This is a genomic window from Flavobacterium sp. GSA192, from assembly GCF_006386525.1.
In the GTDB taxonomy this organism is placed as follows: domain Bacteria; phylum Bacteroidota; class Bacteroidia; order Flavobacteriales; family Flavobacteriaceae; genus Flavobacterium; species Flavobacterium commune.
This window is the reverse complement of sequence record NZ_VAHC01000002.1, coordinates 590,967-606,334: the sequence shown is the minus strand read 5'-3', so window position 1 is coordinate 606,334 and position 15,368 is coordinate 590,967. Positions and strand designations below refer to the sequence as shown.

Sequence of the window (15,368 nt, the reverse complement as noted above, 5' to 3'; positions counted from 1 at the left end):
TAGTTAAACAATCAAAAAGGCAAGTCGTTGATAGGCAAACCTTTATTTGGCGTGTCAAAATTAGTGTTTTTTGTGGATTCCGAACCCTGATTTTGCTTATTGCCCTCAGTATCTTTTTTAGTTGTTAAAAAAGTAAATTCGGTCACCTGAATTTCAGTAGTATGCTTCATAGAACCATCTTCTGCCTGCCACTGACGGGATTTAATTCTTCCCTCCACATAAATTTTATCTCCTTTTGACAAATATTTTTCACATATTTCAGCCGCTTTATTACGCACCACTAAATTATGCCATTCAGTCGAAACAATTTTCTCATTGGTAGTCTTATTAATATACACCTCATTTGTTGCCAACTGAAATCTTCCGATACAATTGCCCGCCTCAAAATAGTGCAACTTAACATCGTCACCCAAATGACCTATTAGCATTACCTTATTTAGTGTTCCGTTCATAGTCATATTTATATTATGGTATCTATCCCAAAGATACATTTTTTTGCACTGCAATTCTATTCCGATTCAATAAAATTATGAATCACAATTGGAAAAGGATATTGCCTTAACTGCTCTTTAGTAATCCCATTTTCGACCACTCCTTTCACATTTAGTTTCCAAAATTTAATATGTAAATGCTGGTGCGATAGTTTATGAACAATACTTTTCTCATTGCACGCTTGCATACTTATAATAGGATTAGTAAAAAACGATTCTTGCTGAACAGCATTCGATACAAACTCAAAATCTTCTTCCTGCAAAGTTTCAATCAAAGGAAACTCATATAAGTTATGCCAAATCCCTTTTGCCGTTCGTTTCTGAATTAAAGTATTCTCCTCGGCATCCGAAAGCATCAAATAATTAAAGTATCTGTTTCGCACTTTCAACTTCTTTGATTTCACAGGCAATTGATCAACTTTCTTTTTTTGCAATGCTGCACAACTATCATTAAAAACACAATTCCCACAATCCGGATTTTTAGGAACGCATTGCAGCGCACCAAACTCCATTATGGCCTGATTAAAAATGGTTGGATTAGCTTCGCTCAGTTCGGCTCCGCCTCGGGTGTCTTTTGGCATTAATTCGAAAGCCAAAGCAGCAAATTCTTTTTTGGCCGAAGTCTGGGCAATATCGGTTTCTACATCAAAATAACGGGAAAGCACCCTGAACACGTTTCCATCCACAACCGGCACAGCTTCATTATAGGAAAAAGAAGCAATTGCAGCCGCAGTATATTCACCTACTCCTTTTAATTGCAATAAGTCCTTATAGTTATCCGGAAAAACACCATTAAGTTCAGTTGCTATATATTGAGCGGTTTTATGCAAATTACGGGCACGGGAATAATACCCCAAACCCTGCCATAATTTTAATACCTTTTCTTCATCGGCATTTGCCAGGTCAAAAACCGTTGGAAAAGCCTCCATGAAAGAAAAAAAATAAGGCATTCCCTGAGCAACTCGCGTCTGTTGAAGCATGATTTCTGAGAGCCAAATATGATAAGGATTGGTAGTATTTCTCCAAGGCAAATCGCGCTTGTTTTCTAAATACCACTTTATTAGAAAGTTATGAAAAATCATCATTAAATATTTGTTGACAAAAGTAAAAGTTTATGTAATTAAAATTTAATGAATTAGCTTGAATAATTGTTTTTTAAATTCATATATTTGCACACTCAAAAAAATTATTACAAAATAATAAATAAGGAAAGAAAATGACGAAAGCAGATATCGTAGCGAAAATTTCAGAAAAATTAGGTCTTGAAAAAGGTGATGTGCAAGCAACAGTAGAGACTTTTATGGAAGAAGTAAAAACTTCATTAGAAACTGGAGATAATGTATATTTAAGAGGTTTTGGTAGCTTTATCGTAAAGACAAGAGCAGAGAAAACAGGTAGAAATATCTCTAAAAACACTACAATTAAAATACCTGCACACAACATTCCAGCTTTCAAACCTGCAAAAGTTTTTGTAGAAGGAGTAAAAACAAATAACGAAGCAAAATAATATTATTAATCATAAAATCTAAAAGATTATGCCAAGTGGTAAAAAAAGAAAAAGACATAAGGTAGCTACGCACAAACGTAAAAAAAGAGCGAGAGCTAACCGTCACAAAAAGAAAAAGTAGTCTAGAACTACTTTTTTCTTTTTAAACGTTCATTGAAATTGAGATTTAAGATTGTAGATTACCGATTTAAGATTGCAGATTTAAAAAATCTAAAATCAAGAATCAAAATTCAGAAATCTAAAATCTCCCCGGGTTAATACCTGTTCAAAAATATTGTTTAATCCATCTGTAAATAAGATTTTAGATCTTAGATTTTAGACTTTAGACTTTCAAAGTCTTTACTCTTCTCTCTATGTTCTATTTTCTAAAAAACAGATAAAAATTTACAAATGAATAAAGAATTAATCATTCGATCTAGTTCTGATTCAGTAGATTTTGCCTTATTAAAAGATGGAAAACTAATTGAATTACACAAAGAAGAAGAGACAAGCAACTTTCAGGTAGGCGATATTTTTATTGCCAAAATCAGAAAACCTGTTGCCGGACTCAATGCTGCTTTTGTAAATGTAGGCTTCGAAAAAGATGCCTTTTTACATTATCACGACCTAGGTCCTAATCTAACTTCCCAACTGAAATTCATAAAACTTGTAAGCGCAGGTAAAATAAAAGATTTCTCCCTAAAAAACTTTCAGTTTGAAAAAGAGATAGACAAAGATGGGACCATTACTGATGTAATAAACGCCAATCAATCTATCTTAGTACAAGTTGTAAAAGAACCAATATCTACTAAAGGACCAAGAATTAGCGCTGAGCTTTCTCTTGCCGGACGTTTTATTGTTTTAGTTCCTTTCTCTGACCGTGTTTCTATTTCTCAAAAAATAGAAGACAAAAAAGAAAAAGACCGACTAAAAAAACTTGTACAATCCATCAAACCAAAAGGATTTGGTGTTATTGTTCGCACAGTAGCCGAAGGCAAAAATACAGCCGAATTAGAAAAAGATTTGCAGAACCTGCTTAGCAGATGGACTGCAATGTGTAAGAAATTACCAACTGCTCATCATCCCTCAAAAGTATTAGGCGAACTCAACCGAGCTTCCTCAATACTAAGAGACGTTTTCAACGATACCTTTACCAGTATCCAAATAGATGATGAAGAGTTGTACAACCAAACAAAGGATTACTTGCAAGAAATTGCTCCATCCAAACAATCTATTGTGAAGTTTTATCAATCAAACGACACGCCAATCTTCGAGAAATACAATATAGAGAGACAAATCAAAACTTCTTTTGGGAAAACCGTTTCCATGAGTAAAGGCGCTTATCTTATTATCGAACACACTGAAGCTCTACACGTTATTGATGTGAACAGCGGAAACCGTTCGAATAAAGCAACTAACCAGGAAGACACAGCAATGGAAGTCAATATGATTGCCGCAGCCGAAATAGCCAGACAATTGCGTTTGCGCGATATGGGTGGTATCATAGTAGTGGATTTTATCGATATGTCTAATCCCGAAAATCGCAAAGTCTTGTTCGACTTCCTGAGGGAAGAAATGAGCGACGATAAAGCAAAACACAAAATCTTACCTCCTAGTAAATTTGGATTAGTCCAAATTACCAGACAAAGAGTAAGACCAGAAAGAAATATTAAAACCAGAGAAGAAGATCCAAACAATGAAAATGGTGAAATCGAAGCACCAATACTAATCATTGATAAAATCAACTCCGACCTGGAAAGAATTTTAAAAACCCACAAAAAAGTAGTACTTAATGTACATCCGTTTGTGGCTGCTTACCTCAGCAAAGGTTTTCCATCATTACGTTCAAAATGGTTCCTTGAACATAAAAAATGGGTGAAAATTATACCACGTGACGCTTACACGTATTTAGAATATCATTTCTTTGACAACAAAGGAAATGCTATAAAAGACTAAACAAAAAACCGTTCCGATAGCTATCGGAACGGTTTTTTTGTGTCTTATTATATCGACAAATTTCTTAGTGCTCTTTGCGTTTTTAAACTTTGTGCCTTTGTGCTAAAAAATTAAATCCTTTGCAACTTTAAAACACGTCTTTTTCTTTGTAAAAAGACTACCGTAAAAAGCACTCCCAGAATCGACATTGTGATACCAACTAAATTTGGCGAAGCATAACTAAATCCGGCAATTAAAGGCAATCCACCAAGGAAAGCCCCTAAAGCATTTCCTGTATTAAAAGCAGCTTGTATCGCTGCCGAAGCAATCATTTCGGCACCTACCGCAGTTTGTATCATCAAAGTTTGAATTGGCGCAGCCACAGCAAAAGCAATACAACCAGTAGAAAAAACCAATGCTAAACTCACATAAGGATTGGACGAAAAGAAAAACACCAACATCAAGTCAACTGCCATAACCGAAAGCAATACGATAATCGTCTTTTCGGCTGAGTAGCGATCGGCTAATTTTCCGCCAATAAAATTTCCTAAAACCATTCCCAAGCCAGCCAACATCATAATATAGGGCACATCACTAGCATCAAAGCCTGAAATATCCGTTAATAACGGAGCAATGTAACTAATCCAGCAAAACAAACCTCCTGCACCAATAGCGGTAATTAAAATAACCAGCCAGGCTTCGGCTTTCTTAAAAAACAACAACTGCGTTTTCATACCTTCTCTGGCTTTAGCCTCAATATTTGGCATCCAAAAATAAAGTGAACAAACCGTTAGAGTTCCAACAATGGCGATAATGATAAAAGTATAACGCCATGAAAAATGATGCCCGATATAAGTCCCTAAAGGAACACCCAAAAGATTAGCAATAGTTAAACCCGCAAACATGACCGATATGGCTTGAGCTTCTTTTCCTTTATCAGCAAGGCGACTGGCTACTACTGCTCCCACTCCAAAAAAAGCACCATGCGGCAATCCGGAAAGTAATCGAACAGCAAACAAAAACTCATAATTAGGTGCAATAATTGAAAGTGAATTAAAAGCAGTAATCATACTCGCCAGAATCAATAGTGTTTTTTTAGGCGGATAATTTCGCGTGATAATCACTAACAAAGGCGCACCAATAACTACTCCAAGCGCATAGGCCGAAATTAAATGTCCCGCAACTGGTATGCTAATATTCAAATTTTTAGCAATATCTGGCAATATCCCCATCATCACAAATTCGGTAATTCCTATCGTCAAACCACCCAAAGCGAGTGAAAGCAAACTTTTTTTCATTTTATTATAAAAGAGATTATTAACTAACATTGTGTCATTGAAACAGCAATGCTTATTTACTTTGCAAATTTATTGATAACTACCACAAAGAAATTGTAATTTTACAATATAAACTTGCAAATTTAGGCTATGAAAAAATTAAATCAATTTGACACCTTAGTGATTGATGAATTTGAGGAAGACCAATATCATCTTCCCAGACACAGTCACACCTATTACGAGATTATTTACATCATCAAAGGGAGCGGGATTCATCAATTAAACAAAAACCTGCTCCCATATAAATCAGGGGATTTGTTTGTGCTTTCCACTGATGACGAACACTATTTTGACATTAAAAAGACAACCCGGTTTTTCTTTATAAAATTTACCGACACCTATTTTAATTCGAATAAAAAACTGGCTTGCGATGAATTCCTGCTCAACACTCCCGAGAATTTCATGCGCGACAAATCACTTAAAGAAAATGTACTGAAACTGGATCCAACTTGCGCCAGCATATTAAAAAACACTATTGACAATATCAGAGCTTACAATAGCAAAGCCAATATTTCTACTTCGCCAATTGCCTTTTACCAAATCTTATCCATCTTCGGACTGATAAAAGAAAGTTTACAACAACAGAATATAAAAATCACCGGCTCAGGAATAGACAACGACCAGATTATTTCCTATATCCATCAGAATATTTACAAACCAAAACTGGTTCAGATTAAAACCATTGCAGAACATTTTAATATCTCCCAGAGTTATTTTGGAACCTATTTCAAGCGCAATTTTTCAATAAGTTATCGGGAATATTGCAACAAACTAAGAACCCAGTTAATAGAAAAAAGGATTCTGAACAAGCAACTATCCATGAAACAAATTGCTTATGAATTTGGCTTCACTGATGAGAGTCATCTTTCAAATTATTTCAAGAAACAAAGGAATTTAAAACCAAGTGCCGTTAAGAAACTATAAAACTATTTCCTCCTCGAAGCAAAAAACCGCTTCATCAGTTCAGCCGCTTCATCTGCCATTACTCCTGAAACAACAGTGGTTTTAGGATGTAGTTTAGTTCCCATTGTCATAAATCCGCGTTGCTCATCACTTGCCCCAAAAACCACTTTTGAAATTTGGCTCCAATACAAAGCACCAGCGCACATTTGGCAAGGCTCTAAAGTCACATACAAAGTACAATCTTTCAGGTATTTTCCGCCTAAATAATTAGCCGCTGCTGTTATGGATTGCATTTCGGCATGAGCGGTGACATCATTCAGCATTTCGGTTAGATTATGACTGCGGGCAATAACGGTGTTGTTGACAACAACAACTGCACCCACAGGAATTTCGCCTTTTTCGAAAGCCATTTCGGCCTCCTGCAAAGCTTTCTTCATAAAATAGTCATCGGTGAAAATATTTTCCATGCTGCAAAAATACAGCATTCAATTCGTACATTTGCGTCATGCCGGAAAATTTGCTTTTAAACATAAACAATCCAACCGATTTACGCCTGCTTGACGAAGCCCAACTTCCTCAAGTAGCACAGGAATTACGTGATTTTATTATCGATATTGTTTCGGTAAAAGAAGGACATTTGGGTGCTAGTTTAGGTGTTGTCGAATTAACCATTGCTTTACATTATGTATTCAACACGCCCGATGATGCATTAATCTGGGATGTTGGTCATCAGGCTTACGGACATAAAATCCTGACGGGTCGCAGAGAAATTTTCCATACTAACCGCCAACTCAACGGAATTTCTGGTTTCCCAAAAAGAAGCGAGAGTATCTATGATGCTTTTGGCGTAGGCCACTCCTCTACTTCCATTTCGGCAGCTTTGGGAATGGCGATTGCATCCAATTTAAATGGTGATTTCAACAAACAACATATTGCAGTAATTGGCGATGCTTCAATAGCTTCAGGAATGGCTTTTGAAGGATTAAACCATGCCGGAGTGACCAATGCTAATTTATTAGTTATTCTAAATGATAATGCTATCGGGATTGACCCTAGCGTAGGTGCCTTAAAAAAATACCTTACCGCAGTAAAAGAAGGCAAAAACCCGAGGCAAAATAATATGATTAAATCCCTGAATTTTAATTATTCGGGACCTATAGACGGCAACGACATTTTTGCTGTTATCAAAGAACTAAAGCGTTTGCAAAAAATAAAAGGGCCTAAATTCCTGCATGTAATCACCACTAAAGGCAAAGGATTACAACAAGCCGAAGAAAACCAGGTGCAATATCATGCTCCAGGGAAATTTGATGCTTCAACAGGCGAAATCATCCCAAAATCAGAAGAAAATTTACCTCCAAAATATCAGGATGTTTTTGGACTGACCGTATTGGATTTGGCTCAAAAAAATGAAAAAATAGTAGGAATCACACCTGCCATGCCTACGGGAAGTTCATTGAAATTCATGATGGACGCCTTACCGGAACGCGCTTTTGATGTGGGAATTGCCGAACAACATGCGGTAACCTTAGCTGCTGGAATGGCAACTCAAGGAATGATTGTATATTGCAATATCTACTCTACTTTTTTACAAAGAGCTTACGACCAAGTCATTCATGATGTAGCCATACAAAACTTGCCAGTTATTTTCTGCCTCGATAGAGCCGGACTCGTTGGCGAAGACGGAGCCACACATCACGGCGTTTTCGATATTGCTTATTTGCGCTGCATTCCTAACCTTATAATTTATGCTCCTGCAAATGAAATTGCGCTACAAAACATTCTATATACTGCTCAACTAGGACTTGAATCCCCAATTGCTATCCGATATCCACGTGGTCGCGGCAATATTCCTAATTGGAAAAAAGAACATTTTGGTCATTATCAAAAAATAGAAATCGGCAAAGCAAATTGTATCAAAAACGGAACCAGAGTAGCGGTTTTATCTAATGGAACAATCGGAAACAATGTTAGTTTAGCCTTAAACGAAATTGAAAATCCGGATACAATTGCACATTATGACTTCCCTTTTGTTAAACCATTGGACAAAAACCTGTTAGATGAAATTTTTAAAAAACACAAAAACATCATTACAATTGAAGATGGCACAATTATTGGAGGATTTGGAACTGCTATTTTAGAGTTTGCTGCCCAAAATAATTATCATTCCAATATTAAAACACTAGGAATTTCGGATAAATTTATTGAGCAAGGAACTATAAATCAGCTACAACAACTTTGCGGAATTGATGTTAATACACTAAAATCACTTTTTCGAAGTTATATAAACAAGTAATTTGCGCAACCCAAAATTTCAATTTACGAATGAAAGCACAAAATATCCGTTTCTTTATAATTACATTTTTATTTACAATTACTATTCCTGTTTTTTCACAATCGGTTAGTGACTCAACCCAAACAGATACGATAAAAAAGATTATTCTTCCAGTATTAAACGATAATTTTTACAGAAAACCGCCTCCGGCAAAACTAAAATACAGTTTTGCCCGAGAAGTTGCTCTGCCTGAGCCTGAAAAAAAACTCCCTTCTCATTGGACTAAGAAAAACATACTTGGATTTGACATTTCCGAAATAGCTTTTGTTAACTGGAGTGCCGGTGGAACCAGTTCCATTTCAGGATTGCTTAAAGGCGATTTTAACAGAACCTACGACAACAAATTAGTAAAATGGGTGAACGAACTTAGTGTAAGATACGGAATGAACAAACAGGACGGAATTGAAGTTCGTAAAACAGATGATGCTTTCCAGTTCAATTCTACCTTTGGACACAGACATGATCCGGAGAGCAACTGGTTTCATTCGGCTAAGCTAAATTTCAACACCCAGTTGACCAATGGATACAAATATCCTAATAAAGAAAATCCTATTTCCAGACTTTTTGCTCCAGCTTATATGTTTCTTGGTTTTGGTGCTGAGAATAGTACAAAATCAAAAAGTCGTGTAATTTACTTCTCTCCTTTTACCTACAAAGCCACCTTAGTTTGGGATCAGGAATTAGCCGACAAAGGTGCTTTTGGTGTTGAAAAAGCCATTTATGACAGCGAAGGAAATATAATTACAAAAGGGAAAAGATCTAAAAACGAATTAGGTTTTTTAATTACCAATCGTTACAAAAAAGAGATTTACAAAAACGTAATCTTTGTAAACAGTTTAAGTCTGTACTCTGATTATGTAAACAAATTTGGTAACGTTGATGTGGATTGTGATTTAGCCTTAAATCTGGTTGTCAACCAATATGTAAAAGCCAATATCGGCACCCGAATTCTATACGACGATGATATCAAAAACAAAACCGAAGTAGCAGGAGTTCAGGTTACCGAAGGTCCTAAAGTGCAATTAAAACAAGTACTGGGCGTTGGGTTAACTTACGCTTTTTAAGACTTAACTTTTTTTGCTTCCGTTTATTGTTTTGTATAATTCCAGTGCATTTCCATCGGTAAGTAAAGAAACATAATGACAAATATGCAACAAACGATCGTAAAGATTTTCCTTTTCCAGATTGTGCTTTTCAGGTAATAATTTCAAAATTAGTTTATCATAATTAGAGGCCGTTTCATTGAATTTGTTGTCATAAGCCGTAATAAACTTATCCAATAATGTCTGAATAATTTGGTAGCCTACCAATTCTTTTTCAATCACTTCGCGGCTTTGGTAAATCTTGTCGATACTAATTTTGATTATATCATCCATTTGCGCTTTATATTTGCTTTTATCCATCAAGGCAAAAGGGAATTTCCCTTGCAAAATTGCCTCTTCATTGGCAATAAAAACCTTTACGGCATCATTTATCAGACTACTGATTGCCAAAGCCCGCAAATAACTGATTCGGTCTTCTTTAGTTTCTAAAGTTTTATATTTTGCAGTATTAATACTGTCTTTTACCAATTTAATCAGGTATTCCAAAGCAAAATCTTCGGAAACCAAACCTAAATTAATTCCGTCTTCAAAATCAATAATGGTATAACAAATATCATCTGCTGCTTCGACTAAATAAGCCAAAGGATGTCTTTCAAAACCAATATCATCCCCAGTTTTATTTGGAATCAAACCCATATCTTTTGCCGCTTCTTCGAAGAAAGCTTTATCTGCCTGAAAGAAACCGTATTTTTTATCAGAGATATTTCGGGTTGGTTTTTTAGGTAAACTCTCTTTTGGGTATTTCATGAAAGCACCTAAAGTGGCATACGAAATTCGGAGTCCGCCTTCAATTCCGGGACGACTGGATGTCATTACCGAAAAACCATTGGCATTCCCTTCAAAATCAATTAAATCCTGCCATTGTTTTGGACTCAGAAACTCTTTGTATTTCTGCCCTGCTCCTTTCGAAAAATATTCTCCAATAGCCTTTTCGCCCGAATGCCCAAAAGGAGGATTCCCTATATCATGTGCCAAAGATGCCGCTGCGACAATGGCTCCAAAATCGTTCATGTGAAAACCATGAACCTCTCTTAGATAAGGATATTTCTCAATAATTTTTTTCCCAACCAAACGCCCTAAGGAACGTCCCACAACCGAAACTTCTAAACTATGTGTCAATCTGGTGTGAACAAAATCTGTTTTTGAAAGAGGAATAACCTGAGTTTTATCCTGTAAACTTCTAAAAGCAGCCGAGAAAATAATACGATCATAATCAACTTCAAAACCTAAACGGGTGTCATCCTGCTCTATTCTTAATCGTTTGCTTGTATCACCTTGTCGTTTTAAAGATAAAAGTTGTTCCCAGTTCATGTTGATTTCTGATTGAAGATTAACGAATTATAATTTCAGATTTAAAAACCCAAAAATACATTTTATTTTAAACAAAATGATTGATTAACTGCAATACCATGTCACATTAAAACATTTGATTTACCATTAAGAAATTTAGAAAATTTAAGCTTAATAAACCTTAAATCCTTAATGGTTTAACCTTTAAATTTTAAAAACTCAATTCGGTACTATGTTTAATTTCGCCCATTACAAAAACACTTTGGGTATTCCCGATATTCTCGATAGTTGACAATTTATTCATTACAAAATCCTGATAGCTCGCCATATCGGCAACTAAAATCTTCAGCATAAAATCATAATCCCCCGCTATGTTATAACATTCTATGATTTCGGGAAGTGCCACAATATCTTTTACAAAATTAGCACCCACATTTTTAGCATGTTCTTTCAAACGCACATTGCAAAAAACGGTCATTCCTCGATTGAGCTTTTTCTTATCCAATAAAGCCACATATTTCATAATATAACCTTCTCGTTCCAATCTTTTGATACGTTCATAAACGGGAGTTGCCGTCAAAAACAATTTAGCTGCCAGGTCTTTTATACTAATATTCGAGTCCTGTTGGAGCTGTTTTAATATTTGTAAATCGGTGTTGTCTAAATTTTCCATAGAATATTTTACTGCTAAAGTTGTTTTTACGATTTATTATCAGAATAAAAACCTGAAATAAAACACAAAAACCATTCATTTTACTTAATTAACAACCAAATTTAAGTATTAAAATCTACAAACATACCTTTGTTCAGTAATAAATACTGATAAAAATGAAAACAAATAATTTAGGTTACCCTAGAATTGGAAGCAATAGAGAATTAAAAAAATCCAGTGAACTCTACTGGGCCGGAAAGATTTCAGCCGAAGAACTATTGGCTACAGCCGCAACAATCAGAAAAGAAAATTGGCAATTACAGGCCAAAGCCGGAATTGATTTGATTCCGTCAAATGATTTTTCTTTCTACGATCAGGTTTTGGATTTGACTTTAACATTAGGAGCTATTCCCGGACGTTATACCGAAATTGCCAAAACAAAACCGGCTTTAGATTTATACTTTGCTATGGCAAGAGGTTCGCAAAAAGACGGACAAGACGTTGTTGCAATGGAAATGACCAAATGGTTTGACACCAATTACCACTATATCGTTCCTGAATTCACTAAAAACCAACAGTTTTCTTTGTTCTCAGAAAAAATAATCAACGAATTCATTGAAGCTAAGCAATTAGGAATTCATACAAAACCAGTTTTAATTGGGCCAATCACCTATTTATTATTAGGAAAAGAAAAAGAAGAAGGTTTTAACCGCATTGATCTTATCGATGCTTTATTGCCTGTTTATTTCGAAATTTTAGAAAAATTAGAAGCACAAGGTGCAACTTACATCCAACTTGACGAACCTTTTCTTGCCCTTAATCTTACTGACAAAGAAAGAAACACCTACACAAAAGTATATAATGCAATCAACAAACGTTTTCCAAACTTAAAAGTGATTCTTGCTAATTATTTTGACTGTTTTGGAGAAAATCTGGAAACCGCTTTGGCTTTGCCTGTTGATACTTTACACTTGGATTTAGTGCGTTGCCCTTCGCAATTAGACGATATTTTGGAATCCGGAAAATTAGCCAATAACGTAAAACTTTCTTTGGGAGTTGTTGACGGTAGAAACATCTGGAAAAATGATTTCAAAAAATCTTTAGCTTTAATCGAAAAAGCAGCAGCTGCAATAGGAAATGACCGTGTTTTAATTGCACCTTCTTGTTCCTTAATCCACTCACCTTGCGACTTAGATTTGGAAACAAACGACAAAACGCTAACTCCGGAAATCAAACAATGGTTGGCTTTCGCCAAACAAAAAATCGAAGAAATAGTAGTGCTTCAAAATTTAGCTTCCGGAGAAATCACCGAAAATGACCAGGCTCATTATCAGGAAAACACCATCGCTAACGAGAACCGAAAAACTTCGAAATTAATTCACAACGAAGCAGTAAAAAATCGTGTTGCCAGTATTACAAGCGGAGACGCTCAACGTAAAAACGAATTTGCTGTTCGAAGAGAAAAACAAATTGAAGCTTTAAAATTGCCGCTATTCCCAACAACAACTATTGGTTCTTTTCCACAAACTGCCGAAGTAAGAAGCTGGAGAGCTAAATTTAAAAAAGGCGAATTATCACAATACGAATACGATACTTTATTGGAAAAAGAAACCGAAGAAACCATTCGTTTTCAGGAAGAATCAGGAATTGACGTTTTAGTTCATGGCGAATTTGAGCGCAACGATATGGTGGAATATTTTGGGGAACAATTAGACGGATTTACCTTTACTAAAAACGGCTGGGTACAAAGTTATGGTAGCCGTTGTGTAAAACCACCGGTTATTTACGGAGATGTTTCCCGTCCGAATCCAATGACTGTAAAATGGGCTGAATTTGCACAATCCTTAACTCCAAAATGGGTAAAAGGGATGTTGACCGGACCGGTTACAATTTTGCAATGGTCGTTTGTGCGTAACGATCAATCGCGCTCAGAAACCTGTACTCAAATTGCGCTTGCCATTCGTGATGAAGTAGTAGATTTGGAAAAAGCCGGAATTAAAATCATCCAAATTGACGAACCAGCCATTCGTGAAGGATTGCCTTTGCGAAAAGAAGAATGGGCAGCTTATTTGGATTGGGCTATTAAAGCTTTCAGAATTTCTGCCAGCGGAGTTGCCGATGACACTCAGATTCATACGCACATGTGCTACAGTGAATTCAACGATATTATTCAAAATATTGCCGATATGGATGCCGACGTAATTACCATTGAATGTTCCCGTTCGCAAATGGAATTGCTGGATGCTTTTGCCGATTTTAAATATCCAAACGAAATTGGACCTGGAGTATACGACATCCACTCGCCACGTGTGCCTTCAAACGAAGAAATGGTACATTTATTAGAAAAAGCGGCTGCGGTAATCCCTGCCGACCAATTATGGGTAAATCCTGATTGTGGTTTAAAAACCCGCCACTGGGAAGAAACAAAAAAAGCTTTAATTGAAATGGTTGCCGCTGCTAAAAAAATGCGCGTGGCTGCTGAAAATACAGTTTTTGCTTGATTCATTTTCTTTATTTACAAAGAAGCCTTCTCAATTTAATTTGAGAAGGCTTTTTGATTTTAATGTATTGATTGAATGCGAAAGGATTCACGCTTTTACTTTGTAATTGATAAATCTCTTATTCAAAAAACTTTTAATTTCTTAACCGCGTTTAAAACGCTACGATTGGTCTTTATATTTAAATAGGCACTCGTTGAAAACGAGCGCCAGAGGGTGCAGCTATATTATGATGTTTACAAATGAGTTTTGGTTAATTTATATTTATTTAAATATGGTTCTAATCTCATTTGAAAAATAGGTATCCTTTTCTTTTCTGCTATTTTCGAAAGTCTGATTTTATTTTTTTCTTCAATTTTTGAACCTAATAATATTTCTACAGGTTTAATATTTTGTATAAATTCAACATCTGGTTTTTTATCATTGTAATCAATGTTAGTTTGTTTGATTATTCGCCATTCTTTTTCATAAATCCAATCTGTTGATTTAAAAAGTAATATCTTGTAATAGAATAATTTATCAAAAAAAGGTTTGTTTAATTTTAACCCAATACTTCTGAAATAATTATCAATAAAGTGAAATTCAACATAATGTGTAGCATCAAACCTTTCATCTGAGTACCTGACGGGGAATAATTTTTTATCCGAAAATTCAGTCGCTTTTACTCCTGATACTCCTGTATCAATTGAATAACGTGATTTAAAATTGTAGTTTAATACAAATCCTTTGTGATTATCAGCATAATGTGACCACATTAGAATAGATTCAAAATCTTCAGATAAACAAGCAACTAAAGAAGATTGTTTCATAGCTTTAAGTGATTCGTCTATTAATTTGTCGGCAAATTTTGTACAACTTATATTTGATATCTGTTTATAAACTTCTTTTTCCTCAAGATTTTTAAATGGTTTTAAAGTGGAAAATTTTTCAATAAAATCCTTACCCAAAAGATCAATTTGACTTTTTTTAAAATCTGTATCATTTTTTAACTTTTCAACTACGTCATAATCGTTATCATTAGTAAGGTCATTGATTATTTTTTCTCTATTTATAAATAATAAAGAATCATAAGGATCATTAAATAAAGTAGGTTTGGATAATAGAAATCTATTTCCTTCTAAAGCATTAAAATTATTTTCATTACATGAACGATACCTGTATAGATTTTCAGGTGTTAAATCCCAGCAATACTTAAAAATATCACTAACAATTTTGGACTCTTTTTTTGAATCTAAATCATCGGGGATTTCGGTTTTAATCAAAAAGTTTATTAAATCGTCCTTGTTTGTCATAAAATATCACATAACTCATATATAACTGTCATATACACACCCAACA

General features: G+C 35.1%; 13 protein-coding genes. 6 read left to right on the top strand and 7 right to left on the bottom strand.

The window, feature by feature from the left end:
* Window positions 1-11: 11 nt before the first annotated feature.
* Both FDM27_RS06585 and mutY read right to left on the bottom strand, forming a co-directional pair.
* Window positions 12-452: a single-stranded DNA-binding protein gene (locus FDM27_RS06585; RefSeq protein ID WP_071184677.1), complete on the bottom strand. Its 441-nt coding sequence runs from the start codon at window positions 450-452 to the stop codon at window positions 12-14.
* A 56-nt stretch (window positions 453-508) separates the two neighbouring features.
* The gene (gene mutY / locus FDM27_RS06580) at window positions 509-1,573 is read right to left on the bottom strand and encodes an A/G-specific adenine glycosylase (RefSeq protein ID WP_140485715.1); all 1,065 of its coding nucleotides are present in this window, start codon (window positions 1,571-1,573) and stop codon (window positions 509-511) included.
* A 134-nt stretch (window positions 1,574-1,707) separates the two neighbouring features.
* Here mutY and FDM27_RS06575 point away from each other — a divergent pair, with 134 nt between their 5' ends.
* Window positions 1,708-1,998 carry an HU family DNA-binding protein gene (locus tag FDM27_RS06575; RefSeq protein WP_007805026.1) on the top strand — a complete coding sequence of 97 codons (291 nt, stop codon included), beginning with the start codon at window positions 1,708-1,710 and terminating at the stop codon, window positions 1,996-1,998.
* Between the two features lie 390 nt (window positions 1,999-2,388).
* Window positions 2,389-3,933, top strand: coding sequence for a ribonuclease E/G (locus tag FDM27_RS06570; RefSeq protein ID WP_140485665.1), 1,545 nt, complete (start codon window positions 2,389-2,391; stop codon window positions 3,931-3,933).
* Window positions 3,934-4,043: 110 nt separating this feature from the next.
* On the opposite strand, the gene FDM27_RS06565 is transcribed toward FDM27_RS06570, so the two are convergent.
* Window positions 4,044-5,210 (bottom strand): MFS transporter, encoded by a 1,167-nt coding sequence (locus FDM27_RS06565; protein WP_071186236.1) that lies wholly within the window; start codon window positions 5,208-5,210, stop codon window positions 4,044-4,046.
* Window positions 5,211-5,339: 129 nt separating this feature from the next.
* Here FDM27_RS06565 and FDM27_RS06560 point away from each other — a divergent pair, with 129 nt between their 5' ends.
* Complete coding sequence (locus tag FDM27_RS06560) at window positions 5,340-6,173, top strand: AraC family transcriptional regulator (protein WP_140485664.1); 834 nt, start codon at window positions 5,340-5,342, stop codon at window positions 6,171-6,173.
* A 2-nt stretch (window positions 6,174-6,175) separates the two neighbouring features.
* Here the strand turns inward: FDM27_RS06560 and FDM27_RS06555 are convergent, their stop codons facing one another.
* The gene (locus FDM27_RS06555; protein ID WP_140485663.1) at window positions 6,176-6,619 is read right to left on the bottom strand and encodes a nucleoside deaminase; all 444 of its coding nucleotides are present in this window, start codon (window positions 6,617-6,619) and stop codon (window positions 6,176-6,178) included.
* A 38-nt stretch (window positions 6,620-6,657) separates the two neighbouring features.
* On the opposite strand from FDM27_RS06555, the gene FDM27_RS06550 reads away from it, so the two are divergent.
* Both FDM27_RS06550 and FDM27_RS06545 read left to right on the top strand, forming a co-directional pair.
* The gene (locus tag FDM27_RS06550) at window positions 6,658-8,448 is read left to right on the top strand and encodes a 1-deoxy-D-xylulose-5-phosphate synthase (RefSeq protein ID WP_140485662.1); all 1,791 of its coding nucleotides are present in this window, start codon (window positions 6,658-6,660) and stop codon (window positions 8,446-8,448) included.
* Between the two features lie 29 nt (window positions 8,449-8,477).
* Window positions 8,478-9,551: a DUF3078 domain-containing protein gene (locus FDM27_RS06545; RefSeq protein ID WP_071184670.1), complete on the top strand. Its 1,074-nt coding sequence runs from the start codon at window positions 8,478-8,480 to the stop codon at window positions 9,549-9,551.
* Window positions 9,552-9,554: 3 nt separating this feature from the next.
* On the opposite strand, the gene FDM27_RS06540 is transcribed toward FDM27_RS06545, so the two are convergent.
* Entirely contained in the window at window positions 9,555-10,901 is a 1,347-nt protein-coding gene (locus tag FDM27_RS06540; RefSeq protein ID WP_140485661.1) for a deoxyguanosinetriphosphate triphosphohydrolase, read from the bottom strand.
* Window positions 10,902-11,091: 190 nt separating this feature from the next.
* Entirely contained in the window at window positions 11,092-11,553 is a 462-nt protein-coding gene (locus FDM27_RS06535; protein ID WP_071184668.1) for an Lrp/AsnC family transcriptional regulator, read from the bottom strand.
* 155 nt (window positions 11,554-11,708) lie between these two features.
* Here FDM27_RS06535 and metE point away from each other — a divergent pair, with 155 nt between their 5' ends.
* Window positions 11,709-14,033, top strand: a complete 2,325-nt coding sequence (gene metE, locus FDM27_RS06530; protein WP_140485660.1) for a 5-methyltetrahydropteroyltriglutamate--homocysteine S-methyltransferase — start codon at window positions 11,709-11,711, stop codon at window positions 14,031-14,033.
* Window positions 14,034-14,266: 233 nt separating this feature from the next.
* Here metE and FDM27_RS06525 read toward each other — a convergent pair whose 3' ends face one another.
* Entirely contained in the window at window positions 14,267-15,292 is a 1,026-nt protein-coding gene (locus FDM27_RS06525) for a DUF2971 domain-containing protein (RefSeq protein WP_181161642.1), read from the bottom strand.
* Window positions 15,293-15,368 lie beyond the last annotated feature (76 nt).

What these genes read in the sequence shown, in the direction of transcription:
- mutY (WP_140485715.1), bottom strand. Translation starts at nt 1,573, where the DNA reads ATGATTTTTCATAACTTTCTAATAAAGTGGTATTTAGAAAACAAGCGC.
- FDM27_RS06550 (WP_140485662.1), top strand. Translation starts at nt 6,658, where the DNA reads ATGCCGGAAAATTTGCTTTTAAACATAAACAATCCAACCGATTTACGC.
- metE (WP_140485660.1), top strand. Translation starts at nt 11,709, where the DNA reads ATGAAAACAAATAATTTAGGTTACCCTAGAATTGGAAGCAATAGAGAA.
- FDM27_RS06540 (WP_140485661.1), bottom strand. Translation starts at nt 10,901, where the DNA reads ATGAACTGGGAACAACTTTTATCTTTAAAACGACAAGGTGATACAAGC.
- FDM27_RS06585 (WP_071184677.1), bottom strand. Translation starts at nt 452, where the DNA reads ATGAACGGAACACTAAATAAGGTAATGCTAATAGGTCATTTGGGTGAC.
- FDM27_RS06575 (WP_007805026.1), top strand. Translation starts at nt 1,708, where the DNA reads ATGACGAAAGCAGATATCGTAGCGAAAATTTCAGAAAAATTAGGTCTT.
- FDM27_RS06535 (WP_071184668.1), bottom strand. Translation starts at nt 11,553, where the DNA reads ATGGAAAATTTAGACAACACCGATTTACAAATATTAAAACAGCTCCAA.
- FDM27_RS06560 (WP_140485664.1), top strand. Translation starts at nt 5,340, where the DNA reads ATGAAAAAATTAAATCAATTTGACACCTTAGTGATTGATGAATTTGAG.
- FDM27_RS06555 (WP_140485663.1), bottom strand. Translation starts at nt 6,619, where the DNA reads ATGGAAAATATTTTCACCGATGACTATTTTATGAAGAAAGCTTTGCAG.
- FDM27_RS06545 (WP_071184670.1), top strand. Translation starts at nt 8,478, where the DNA reads ATGAAAGCACAAAATATCCGTTTCTTTATAATTACATTTTTATTTACA.
- FDM27_RS06565 (WP_071186236.1), bottom strand. Translation starts at nt 5,210, where the DNA reads ATGAAAAAAAGTTTGCTTTCACTCGCTTTGGGTGGTTTGACGATAGGA.
- FDM27_RS06570 (WP_140485665.1), top strand. Translation starts at nt 2,389, where the DNA reads ATGAATAAAGAATTAATCATTCGATCTAGTTCTGATTCAGTAGATTTT.